Origin of the sequence: Halorubrum tibetense, assembly GCF_042661865.1 — an archaeon.
In the GTDB taxonomy this organism is placed as follows: Archaea; Halobacteriota; Halobacteria; order Halobacteriales; family Haloferacaceae; genus Halorubrum; species Halorubrum tibetense.
Genome location: NZ_JBHSWW010000068.1, coordinates 1 through 10,743, shown reverse-complemented (window position 1 = coordinate 10,743; position 10,743 = coordinate 1). Strand labels below are relative to the sequence as shown.

The window sequence follows — 10,743 nt, the reverse complement described above, 5'->3', positions numbered from 1 at the left end:
GTCGCCCGCCGCGGCGGCCTCGTCGAGTACCGCCTGTCGGGGTTCGGGCTCGTCCGGAACGCCGCCCGCGCCGCCGTGAACTATCACGCGCATGCGAACTCCTCCCGACGGCGAGGCCATAAGCCTCGGGAAAGCGGCGGGCGGCGACCGTCGCCGTCACTGTCGCCGGGTTTAATTCCGGCTCGGTCGAACCGGTCGGTATGACGGATCCGCCGCCGACCTCCGTGCTCCTCCCGACGGTCCGCTGGACCGACGCCTGTGAGGAGGTCGCCGAGCTCCTCGGGCCGGACGACGAGCTCCTCGTGATCGCCGACACGGAGACGGACCCGGTCGCCGAGCGCGCTCAACGCGGCGGGGGTCTTCCCGACGGCGTCCGGATCGTCCTCGCGGGCGAGCCGACTGGGTGCTCCGGCAAGGCGAACGCCATCGCCGCGGGCATGGACGCGGCCGCCCACGAACGAATCGTCTGGACCGACGACGACTTCCATCACCCGCCCGACTGGCTCGATCGACTCCACGCCGACTACGAGCGGCAGGGGCCGACGACGGAGCGACCGGCGTTCGTCGGTCGCGACCCGCTCGGCGTCCTCCTCGAACCGGCCTACCTGATCGGCGGGACCCTGCCGGTCGCGGCCGGCGGGATCGTCTGGGGCGGTGCCGTGATCTTCGAGCGGGGCGACATCGACGAGGCGGCGTTCCTCGCGGAGATCCGCCGTTCGCTCAGCGACGACGGGACGTTGAGCGAGCATCTCGAGGTGACGGCGGCCGACCGCACACGGGTCGTTCCGGCCGGCGGATCCGTTCGCGAGTCGCTGGAGCGGTTCGTCCGGTTCCTCTGGATCACCCGGTACTACGCGCCGGTGGCGACCGGGATCAACCTCCTCCTCGCGGTCGCCCTAGCGGCCGCGTGTCTCGTCGCACCGCTTCCGACGCTCGTCGGCCTCACACTCGTCTCCGCGGCGACGTACCGGTGGGTCGGCGTCCGCCGTTCGACCTTCCTGCTCGCCGGGCCCGCGGTCCTCGCCTCGCCGCCGCTTTTGGCGTACGCGCTCGGTCGGCGGACGTTCGTCTGGGCCGGTCGCCGATACCGGTGGAACGGCAAGTACGACGTGGACGTGGTCGACGGGTAGCTCGGGCGTGAACCCTAACCGCGCCCCGGTAGCCGGAAAACGGCAGGCACTTTACGGCGGTACGAGAATCCACGCCCGTTATGAGCTACGACAAGGTCGAGGTCCCCGACGACGGGGAACAGATCACGCTCGCCGACGAGGAGACCGGCGAGTTGAACGTCCCTGGGAACCCGATCATCCCGATCATCCACGGCGACGGGATCGGCACTGACGTCGGTCCGGCCGCGCAGCAGGTGCTCGATGCGGCCGCCGAAGCTACCGGTCGCTCCATCGCTTGGATGCGCGTCTACGCCGGCGGAAGCGCCCGAGAGAAGTACGACGAGAACCTGCCCGAGGACACCGTCTCGGCTATCCGCGACCACCGCGTTGCGATCAAGGGACCGCTGACGACGCCCGTCGGTGCGGGTTTCCGGTCGCTCAACGTCGCGCTCCGCCAGACGCTCGACATGTACGCCAACGTCCGGCCGACGTATCACCTCACCGGCGTCCCGTCGCCAGTCAAGAACCCCGAGGCGATGGACATGATCACCTTCCGGGAGAACACGGAGGACGTGTACGCCGGCGTCGAGTGGGAAGCCGGCACCGACGAGGTCGAGCAGGTACGCGACTTCCTCGAGGACGACATGGAGATCGCCGACGTGATCCACGACGGCCCCGTCGGCATCGGCGTCAAACCCATCTCGGAGTTCGGTTCCAAGCGGCTGATCCGCGAGGCGATCGACTACGCGATCGCCAACGACCGCGACACGGTCACGCTCGTGCACAAGGGGAACATCATGAAGTTCACCGAGGGCGCGTTCCGCGACTGGGGGTACGAGGTCACGGAGGAGGAGTACGGCGACGACGTGATCACCGAAGACGAGCTGTGGGACGAGCACGACGGCGAACAGCCCGACGGCACGGTCGTCGTCAACGATCGTATCGCCGACAACATGCTCCAGCAGCTGCTCACGCGGACGGACGAGTACTCCGTCATCGCGACGATGAACCTCAACGGCGACTACATGTCCGACGCCGCCGGCGCGCAGATCGGCGGCCTGGGGATCGCGCCGGGCGCGAACTTCGGCCACGGTCGCTGCCTCGCCGAACCCGTTCACGGCTCCGCGCCCAAGTACGCCGGCGAGGACAAGGTGAACCCCACCGCGATGATCCTCTCGGGCCGCGAGATGCTCGATTACCTCGGGTGGAACGACGCCGCCGACCTGGTGCGTGACGCCGTCGAAGAGACCATCTCGTCCGGAAAAGTCACCTACGACCTCCACCGACAGATCGAGGGCGGCGAGAAGCTGGCGACCAGCGAGTTCGCGGACGCCGTCGTCGAGAACATCGAACGGCTGTCCTAACCAGTCGTCGAAACGCGGTCCGAGACGACCCCTCTCAGACCGAGACGACTCCCGTTTTCGATCGTGAAAACCGGACGCGACACTTCCGGCTTACGGAGAATCAAGGAGAAAGCCTCGCGCTTCAGCGCGGGGATGAATCCGACAACTCTTCTCTAATCCACCGTTCGATGGCACGGCAGGATATTCCACGCTGCGTAATCCACGCCTTCAAGTAAGTTTGTCTACATAGTTTACGTATGGCAAAACAGGTCGTCACGCGCACCTATACTGCTTCCATTCGGAATCAGCCACGGGTGTCCGACGATCTTGACGCCCTCGGGTTCGCAGCCAGTAAGCTCTGGAACGTCGGACGGTGGACATGCAGCCGGATTTGGGATAAAATCGATCACATCCCCAACCACAACGAACTCACCGCCTACCTCAAAACCCACGAACGCTACGATGACCTGCATTCTCAGTCAAGTCAGCGAGTCCTTCAAGAACTCGCTGAGGCGTTCAACGGCTGGTACGGCAAACGACGCAACGGAGATGCGAGAGCGAACCCGCCCGGCTACCGCAAACACGGCGACGAACACCCGCGTTCGACAGTCACATTCAAGCAAAAAGGCTTCAAACTCGACACACAGTACAACCGCGTCCGACTCTCTCAAGGCTCAAACCTCAAAGAGTATTGGTCGGACTTCATTCTCTGCAAATTCCAAACTCGGCCCGACGTTGACCTCTCTGCCGTGGAGAACGTCCAACAAGTGAAGGCGGTTTGGTCAGGCGATGAGTGGGAACTCCACTTTGTCTGTAAGGTGGAGATTGAGGTCTCTGAGTCACCCGGTGAGCAGACCGTCGGCATCGATCTCGGTATCAACAACTTCGCCGCGCTTGCCTACGAGGACGGTCACAGCGAGTTGTACCCGTTGAACTGTCTGAAGCAGGATGACTACTACTTCAGCAAGCGGCTCGCGCGGTGTGACGACTCGAACTCTGAACGGGCCACGCGGCTGAACCAGAAGAAATCGAGGCGGCGCACGCACTACTTCCACACGCTCTCGAAGCACATTGTCCAGCGGTGTGTTGAGGAAGACGTTGGAACGATTGTTGTGGGTGATCTCTCCGGTATCCGTGAGGACGACGAGAAGGGTGAGTCGAAAAACTGGGGCTCACACGGCAATCTTGACTTGCACTCGTGGGCGTTCGACCGCTTCACGGAGTTGCTCACCTACAAGGCCGAGATGGAAGGGATCGCCGTTGAGGAGGTGTCCGAACGCGATACGTCGAAGTCGTGTTCGTGCTGTGATCGGACGCGTGATGCAAACCGCGTCGAGCGTGGGTTGTACGTGTGCGACGAGTGCGGGACGACGGCGAACGCGGACGTGAACGGTGCCGAAAACATTCGACAAAAAGTATCTCCGAGTTCACCGAGTTTGTCGGTGAATAGGAGTAACGGCTGGTTGGCACAGCCATCGACGTTCCTGTTTGACAAGGAAACTGGTGCACTCGCGCCTCAAGAACAGGTAACGTCGTAAACCACAATATCCCAACCCAGCGGTGCGGTGCCGTGGGAATCCTCGCGCTTCAGCGCGGGGAGGATGTCAAGCTCGGTCCTACACGTATCACGGCCGATAACGACACCCATTGATTTAAATACGATACTGCCGTACTTCCGATAATGAAAGTCCAGTTCGAGTGCTCGTGTTCGGAGGAGATCTCCGAGTTCACTCGTGGACAGACGAGCCGCGGCGTTCACGTCGAGTGCGGGAACTGCGGCGCGGTGTACGCGGTCACGATCACCGAGCTCGAGTGATCCTCGACCGGCAGTCCGCAGCGTGTTTCAGTCCTCCGATCAGGACCCCTCTGCCGAGTTGAATCGGAGTTGGACCGTCGTCCCGGCGTCTGTGGCGTCGAACCGAACGGTTCCGCCTTGAAGCTCACACATCCACTTGACGAGCCACAGCCCGATGCTGCTGGCGTGTGAGAGGGGCGTCTCCTCTTCGGCGCGGAGCACCGATCGCTCGTCCTCGGGGATCCCCGGGCCGTTGTCGCGGACGGAGAGGCTGGTCGTCGACCCGTTCACTTCGATCCGCGCGACGATCCGTCGACTCGGGTCGTCGTTGTGCGCGACCGCGTTTTCGAACACTTCACGCACCGGATAGCTCACCGACTCGTCGGCACGGATCCACGCCGAGTCGGGCGTCTCGAGCGCGACTTCGACACCCTCGGTGTCGAGTGTCTCGATCGCCTCGGTGACGACCGCGGCGAGGTCCACGCGCTCCTCGGTCAGGTCGTTCGACGCGTCCTCGATGACGCGGAGCTTCTCGCTTATCTCCACGATGTTTTCCGTCGTCTTCCGAATGGTCTCGATACACTCCCGGCTCCGCTCGTCATCGAGCCGACGTTCGAGGAGGTCCGCGTACCCTTGGACGATGTTGAGATCGTTCCGGACGTTGTGACGGAACACGCGACTCAACACCTGCAGCTGTTGGTTCGACGTTTCCAGCTCGTCGCGGACGGCGGCCGTCTGCCGCGCGTGATGAACGGTCGCACCGTAGAGGAAGGCGGACGAGAGCCCGACGAGCAGCCATCCACCCGCGAGCAGCGGCGGGGTCCAGACGCCGTCCGTCCACCCGACTGCACCGAAACCGCGGTCCATTACCGGGACGGCCACGACACCGAGAGCGAGATACAGGGCGGTGAGGCGCAGCGGCGATCGGTCGGACGGACGTCCCGAAACTGATTTCATAGTTATTATACTTATCCCCAGTGACTGAGTAGTACAACTAACATGGTTCAGTGATGTGTATTAAGTCTTCACTGCCAGGCAATAAGGGTGGGGAAACCGGATGCAGTAAGGTGTCGAGCGCCGGCTGCCGGCGTCGTTCGTGACGGAAGGGCGGCGGTCGAGTCGGGCGTCACCACGTCTTGCAGTCCGGACAGACGAGATCGTCGTCGTCCGCCCAGCGACGCGTAACCCGCTCCCCGCATCGGTCACACGCCGCTCCGCCAGTCGTCCACGCGCTCGTCGATGTGGCCGGATCGGTCTCACCCGGATCGAGCGGCGGCTCCGACCCCTCGTCGACCGGCTTCCCGTTATTTACCCCCTCACTGGCCTCACCCTGCTCCCCGTCGTCGACCCCTTCACCATCGGCCGCCTGCGTCCCGTCGTTCGCCGGCCGGTCGTTCGACTCGGCGTCCTCCGCCGCGTCGTCGGCGAACTCGTCGAGCGATCGGTCCTCCGCCATCTACGCCTCCCGTCGGAGCCTCGCAACGACGTACTCCCGTTCGAGTTCGCCGAGGAACTCGCCGAGCCGTGGCCCCTGCGTCTCGTCGAAGAACAGCCGGTAGCCCGCAGCGAAGAAGTCGGCGACCTCGATCCCGTGCTCGCGGGCCGTCTCGTACATCTCGCCCTGGATCGCCTCCCCGTCGTGGCCCTCGGCGACGAACTCCGCGAGGTCGTCGAGCGCCGCCGTCATGTCGTCGTCGAACGCGACGTCCGGCAGGTCGGTCTGGACCCGGTAATTGTACTCGTTGTCGGTCCGCTCCGCCCACGCCCGGGCCTTCTCGACCCGCTTGAGCGCCGCCTCGACCGCCCACTCGGGGGTGTCGTCGGTGATGTGTCCCTCGTCGCGGGCGAGCTGCTCCCGGAACGCCGGGTCATCGACCATGCCGAGCACGGCGGCGAACGTGTACGGGAGCCGGACGATCCCCTCTCGCACCTCGTCGACCGGGCGGGACGCCGTCCCGCTTGCATCCGACCGGTGTCCGGCGACGACGAACGGGTACGCTCGCTCGGCGAACCGGGTCAGCTCCGGGTCGTCGACCTCGCCGAAGTACGCCCGCTCGAAGCGGTCGAACCGGTCGACGAGCTGGTCGATCCGTTCGATATCGAGGTCACGCGCCTTCTTCGGGTGGAGCGCGAAGAAGTAGCGGACGACCTCCGGTTCGAGCACTTCCAGAAGCTCCGGGACGGTGACGACGTTCCCGGCCGACGAGGAGAGCGCCTCCCCACCGAGCGTGAACCACTCGTACACCATCGGTACCGGCGGCTCGATGCCGAACACGTTCCGCGCGAGGTCGACGCCGGAGGGCCACGACCCCTCCGCGTGGTCCTTGCCGAACGGCTCGAAGTCGACGTCGAGTACGTCCCACTGGGCGGGCCACTCCAACCGCCACGGGAGCTTCCCCTCCCGGAACGTGGCCGTCCCCTCGTGGCCGCACCCCTCGATCGTGTTGTCGCCGACGTCCATATCGGTACAGCGGTACTCGACCGTCTCGGCGTCGAGGTCGATCCCCGTCACCGTCTCCGTGATCTTCCCGCACTCCGCACAGACAGGGTTGAACGGGACGTACTCGTCGTCTACCTTGTCCTGATACGTCGAGAGCACGTCGCGGACGCCTTCCAGGTCGGAGAGGACCGTCCGAACCGCGTCGTCGAACGCCCCGGTCGCGTACAGCTCCGTGTTGGAGACCATCTCGATCGGGACGTCGAGCCGGTCCGCGTCCGCCTGTAACAGCGCCGCGAAGTGGGCGGCGTACGACTCCCGCTCCCCGAACGGGTCCGGGATCGCCGTGTACGGCTTCCCGAGGTTACGCCCGAGCGCGCCCGCGTCGACCTCGCCCAGGCCGACGATCTCGCCGTCGGCGTTCGCCAGCTTGCGGGGGATCTTCCGGAGCGGGTCCTTGTCGTCGGAGGTGAACACCTGTCGGACCTCGTAGCCGCGCTCGCGGAGCACCTCCGCGACGAAGTAGCCGCGAATGATCTCGTTGAAGTTGCCGAGGTGGGCGACTCCCGACGGGGAGACGCCGCCCTTGATCACGATCGGCTCGTCCGGGTCGCGCGCCTCGACCTCGTCGGCGACGACATCGGCCCAGAACGCGCGGAAGCCGTCGGCGTCCGCCGCCCCCGCCGTTCCTTCGGTTTCTCCCGTATCCGAACCATCCCCGGTGTCGCCCCGATCTGACGCCTGTTCCGAGAGGATGTGTGGGGAGTCGGCGTCGTGCGTCATTCCGGCGTTCCCTCCCGTGTCCCCGCTCGCTCCCACTGGGGTGGCGCGTCGACGCCCTCCGGAACGACCTCCGTCCCCGTGTGCTCCCCGTCGCGGATCGCGTCGACGACGGCGTCGGGATCGGTACCGTCGAGGACGATCGATCGGACACCGCCCCGACCGATCAGCTTCGCCGCGAGGAGGTCGACGGGCGCGGACGACCCCGCGTCGCGGCTCATCGGCACCACCACATCGACGAGCTCGGCCGGGGTCAGCGTCTCGAACCGGGTCGCGTCGTCGTAGCGGTTCGGATCGACGTCGTACACGCCGTCCGCGCTGGTGGCGAACACGAGCAGGTCGGCGTCGACGCCCTCCGCGAGGACGGCGGCGACCGCGTCCGTGGTCTGTCCGGGTGTCATCCCGCCCATCACCGGGGTTTCGCCGCGTCGGAGCGCGGTGATCGCTTCGTCGTACTCCGTCGTCGGCGACGGGGCGGCCGTGTCGCCCAGCGCGGCTATCAGGAGACGGGCGTTGAGCCGGGTCGTTCCGATCCCGAGCTCGTCGAGGTCGACCTCGTTCGCGCCCAGCTCGCGGGCCGTCGTGATGTACTCGCGGGCGACGCCACCCCCGCCGACGACGACCCCGACCTCGTACTCCCCGTCCGCCAACCGTTCGAGCGCGTCGGCGTAGGCGGCGACGCGGTCGGGATCGAGCTCCGGCGCGAGCACGCTCCCGCCGATGGAAACGACGACTCTCATTGGGTTCGGATAGCCGTCTCCCCGGCTTAAGGATTATTAAGCGTCGACGACCGCTCCGCGCCTCCGAGCGGATCAGGTGGGGGTGTCGACTCATACTCATCCCCCGTTCTCCGGGACCCACCCTCGGACCGCTCGTCGACATCGACCCGATCGACCCGCCACGAACCCACATGGAAAACGGTTTAGGACCCTCCGCAAGTGTTGCCAGTATGAAGGTACACGTCGGGACGGCGGCGACCGCCGAGGAGGCGGAGGCGATCGCGCGATCGCTGGCGGAACACCTCGGCGTCGGCGTCGAGGTGCACGTCGGCGACGCGGACGAGCCGGCCGCCAGCGCCGACCCCCCGGAGATCGACTACCCACTCGACGACGATCTCGGGCCGACGGACCGCGAGCGCGACCTCCGGGCGGAGATCGACGACATCCTCGACGGCGGCCCCGAGAAGTACAGGGACCGGCTGCCCGAACAGGGGAAGCTGTTCGTCCGTGACCGGCTCGACCTCTGGTTCGGCGGCGAGGACGGGACGCGGGGTGCGGGTGACGCGAGCGCTTCCGACGGCGGCCCGGTCGGCCTCCACTTCGAGGACGGGAAGTTCGCGGCGTTCGACGACTGGCACCCGACCGCGCCCGACGGCGAGGCGTACGACGAAGGGGACCGCGTCCCCGGTGACGGCCTATTGACGGGAGCTGCCGCCTTCGAGGGGCGTGACGTCCACTTCATGGCGAACGACTTCACGGTGAAGGCGGGGTCAATGGCGGCGAAGGGCGTCGAGAAGTTCCTCCGAATGCAGGAACGGGCGCTGAAAACCGGCAAGCCCGTGCTCTACCTGATGGACTCCTCGGGCGGCCGGATCGACCAGCAGACCGGGTTCTTCGCCAACCGCGAGGGGATCGGGAAGTACTACTACAACCACTCGATGCTGTCGGGCGCCGTCCCGCAGATCTGTGTGTTGTACGGGCCCTGTATCGCCGGCGCGGCGTACACCCCGGTGTTCGCCGACTTCACCGTGATGGTCGAGGGGATGTCGTCGATGGCGATCGCCTCCCCGCGGATGGTGAAGATGGTCACCGGCGAGGAGATCGACCTCGACGAGCTCGGCGGCCCGGCGGTCCACGCCGAACACTCCGGCTCCGCCGATCTCGTTGCGCGCGACGAGGAGCACGCCCGCGAGCTCGTCGCCGACCTCATCGGCTATCTGCCGGATCAAGCCGGGGAGAAACCCCCTCGGTCGGAGCCGAAACCGCCGACGTTCTCCCCCGAGGGCATCGACGAGCTGATCCCCGAGTCGCCGAACCGGCCGTACGACGTCCACGACCTCCTCGACCGGATCGCGGACGCCGAGAGCGTCTTCGAGGTCAAGGATGGCTACGGCACGGAGATCGTCACCGCGTTCTGTCGGATCGACGGTCGTCCCGTCGGCGTCGTCGCCAACCAGCCGACCGAGCGGTCGGGCGCGATCTTCCCCGACGCCGCCGAGAAGGCGGCCGAGTTCATCTGGACGTGTGACGCTTACGAGATCCCCCTCCTCTACCTCTGTGACACGCCGGGATTCATGGCCGGTTCACAGGTCGAGAAGGACGCGATCCTAGAGAAAGGCAAGAAGATGATCTACGCCACCTCCTCGGCCACCGTCCCCAAACAGACGGTCGTCGTCCGGAAGGCGTACGGCGCGGGGATCTACGCGATGGGCGGCCCCGCGTACGACCCGGAGAGCGTGATCGGGCTCCCCTCCGGTGAGATCGCGATCATGGGTCCCGAAGCCGCGATCAACGCGGTGTACGCCCGCAAGCTCGCGGAGATAGACGATCCCGAGGAGCGCGCCGAGACGGAGGCGCGCCTCCGCGAGGAGTACCGCGAGGACATCGACATCCACCGGATGGCGAGCGAGGTCGTCATCGACGAGATCGTTCCTCCGTCCGACCTCCGCGCGGAGCTGGCGGCCCGGTTCGCGTTCTACGAGGACGTCTCGAAGGAGCTCCCGGAGAAGAAACACGGCACGGTCCTGTAACGAGAACGCGCGTCAGGACAGGGGCGAAGCGGGGGCCGAGCGAGTGCGTGAGTCCGGTGTTCACCGCCGGTCGTACGAGTTTCCCGGTCGTACGAGTTTCCCGGTCGTGCGAGTTTCCCGGTCCTGTGCGTCATTCCCGGTCGTCGGACTCACTGTTCAGGGATGGGGATCGGTCGATATCGGTCGGGTCGAACTCCCGCCCGAAGAAAGTGTTGAGCGCCATCTTCGTCCCGACGTACGACCCCACGACGACGATCAGGAACGTGACCACGAGCGCCAGTATCACGTCGAGGACCATACCCGGCGATCGTCGCGCTCCAACAAAAACGTCAACCGATCAGGGGGCACCCTCCCGACCCCGATAGCCTCGGTGAACCGACGGTGAACCGATCGATGGGAGCTCTCAGAGCCCGATCAGGACGTCGGCAGCGCCCTCGAGACCGAACGCGACGACGACGAGCGCGGCCGCGTACGCGGTCGATCCCGCCAGCGACGCGGCGGCGAACCGGGAGGCCGGCACGGACGAACCC

Annotated in this window: 10 protein-coding genes and 1 pseudogene; 5 read left to right on the top strand and 6 right to left on the bottom strand. The window is 66.1% G+C overall.

Annotation, left to right across the window (positions count from 1 at the left end; genetic code table 11):
* Positions 1-93: pseudogene (locus ACFQEU_RS06735) on the bottom strand (isoaspartyl peptidase/L-asparaginase); the annotation flags it as partial.
* Between the two features lie 107 nt (positions 94-200).
* Here ACFQEU_RS06735 and ACFQEU_RS06730 point away from each other — a divergent pair.
* From ACFQEU_RS06730 to ACFQEU_RS06715, 4 genes are all read left to right on the top strand, one after another.
* Positions 201-1,130 (top strand): glycosyltransferase family 2 protein, encoded by a 930-nt coding sequence (locus ACFQEU_RS06730; RefSeq protein WP_379780533.1) that lies wholly within the window; start codon positions 201-203, stop codon positions 1,128-1,130.
* 80 nt (positions 1,131-1,210) lie between these two features.
* A complete protein-coding gene (gene icd / locus ACFQEU_RS06725; protein ID WP_379780531.1) occupies positions 1,211-2,473 on the top strand; it encodes an isocitrate dehydrogenase (NADP(+)) in 1,263 nt (420 codons plus the stop codon).
* 236 nt (positions 2,474-2,709) lie between these two features.
* Positions 2,710-3,990 carry an RNA-guided endonuclease InsQ/TnpB family protein gene (locus tag ACFQEU_RS06720; RefSeq protein WP_379780529.1) on the top strand — a complete coding sequence of 427 codons (1,281 nt, stop codon included), beginning with the start codon at positions 2,710-2,712 and terminating at the stop codon, positions 3,988-3,990.
* A 143-nt stretch (positions 3,991-4,133) separates the two neighbouring features.
* Entirely contained in the window at positions 4,134-4,268 is a 135-nt protein-coding gene (locus ACFQEU_RS06715) for a hypothetical protein (RefSeq protein ID WP_255417605.1), read from the top strand.
* A gap of 39 nt (positions 4,269-4,307) precedes the next feature.
* On the opposite strand, the gene ACFQEU_RS06710 is transcribed toward ACFQEU_RS06715, so the two are convergent.
* The 4 genes from ACFQEU_RS06710 to pyrH all read right to left on the bottom strand — a co-directional run bounded on the left by ACFQEU_RS06710 (position 4,308) and on the right by pyrH (position 8,204).
* A complete protein-coding gene (locus ACFQEU_RS06710) occupies positions 4,308-5,204 on the bottom strand; it encodes a sensor histidine kinase (RefSeq protein WP_379780526.1) in 897 nt (298 codons plus the stop codon).
* A gap of 169 nt (positions 5,205-5,373) precedes the next feature.
* On the bottom strand, positions 5,374-5,703 hold the full coding sequence (locus ACFQEU_RS06705; protein ID WP_379780524.1) for a DUF7573 domain-containing protein: 330 nt from the start codon (positions 5,701-5,703) through the stop codon (positions 5,374-5,376).
* Positions 5,704-7,467, bottom strand: coding sequence for a lysine--tRNA ligase (gene lysS / locus ACFQEU_RS06700; RefSeq protein WP_379780522.1), 1,764 nt, complete (start codon positions 7,465-7,467; stop codon positions 5,704-5,706).
* Positions 7,464-8,204, bottom strand: a complete 741-nt coding sequence (pyrH, locus tag ACFQEU_RS06695) for a UMP kinase (protein ID WP_379780520.1) — start codon at positions 8,202-8,204, stop codon at positions 7,464-7,466. Before pyrH ends, lysS begins: the two co-directional genes overlap by 4 nt.
* Positions 8,205-8,413: 209 nt before the next feature.
* On the opposite strand from pyrH, the gene ACFQEU_RS06690 reads away from it, so the two are divergent.
* A complete protein-coding gene (locus ACFQEU_RS06690) occupies positions 8,414-10,213 on the top strand; it encodes an acyl-CoA carboxylase subunit beta (RefSeq protein WP_379780518.1) in 1,800 nt (599 codons plus the stop codon).
* A 130-nt stretch (positions 10,214-10,343) separates the two neighbouring features.
* On the opposite strand, the gene ACFQEU_RS06685 is transcribed toward ACFQEU_RS06690, so the two are convergent.
* A complete protein-coding gene (locus tag ACFQEU_RS06685) occupies positions 10,344-10,511 on the bottom strand; it encodes a hypothetical protein (protein WP_379780516.1) in 168 nt (55 codons plus the stop codon).
* Between the last annotated feature and the right edge of the window lie 232 nt (positions 10,512-10,743).

What these genes read in the sequence shown, in the direction of transcription:
- ACFQEU_RS06730 (WP_379780533.1), top strand. Translation starts at nt 201, where the DNA reads ATGACGGATCCGCCGCCGACCTCCGTGCTCCTCCCGACGGTCCGCTGG.
- icd (WP_379780531.1), top strand. Translation starts at nt 1,211, where the DNA reads ATGAGCTACGACAAGGTCGAGGTCCCCGACGACGGGGAACAGATCACG.
- ACFQEU_RS06720 (WP_379780529.1), top strand. Translation starts at nt 2,710, where the DNA reads ATGGCAAAACAGGTCGTCACGCGCACCTATACTGCTTCCATTCGGAAT.
- ACFQEU_RS06715 (WP_255417605.1), top strand. Translation starts at nt 4,134, where the DNA reads ATGAAAGTCCAGTTCGAGTGCTCGTGTTCGGAGGAGATCTCCGAGTTC.
- ACFQEU_RS06710 (WP_379780526.1), bottom strand. Translation starts at nt 5,204, where the DNA reads ATGAAATCAGTTTCGGGACGTCCGTCCGACCGATCGCCGCTGCGCCTC.
- ACFQEU_RS06705 (WP_379780524.1), bottom strand. Translation starts at nt 5,703, where the DNA reads ATGGCGGAGGACCGATCGCTCGACGAGTTCGCCGACGACGCGGCGGAG.
- lysS (WP_379780522.1), bottom strand. Translation starts at nt 7,467, where the DNA reads ATGACGCACGACGCCGACTCCCCACACATCCTCTCGGAACAGGCGTCA.
- pyrH (WP_379780520.1), bottom strand. Translation starts at nt 8,204, where the DNA reads ATGAGAGTCGTCGTTTCCATCGGCGGGAGCGTGCTCGCGCCGGAGCTC.
- ACFQEU_RS06690 (WP_379780518.1), top strand. Translation starts at nt 8,414, where the DNA reads ATGAAGGTACACGTCGGGACGGCGGCGACCGCCGAGGAGGCGGAGGCG.
- ACFQEU_RS06685 (WP_379780516.1), bottom strand. Translation starts at nt 10,511, where the DNA reads ATGGTCCTCGACGTGATACTGGCGCTCGTGGTCACGTTCCTGATCGTC.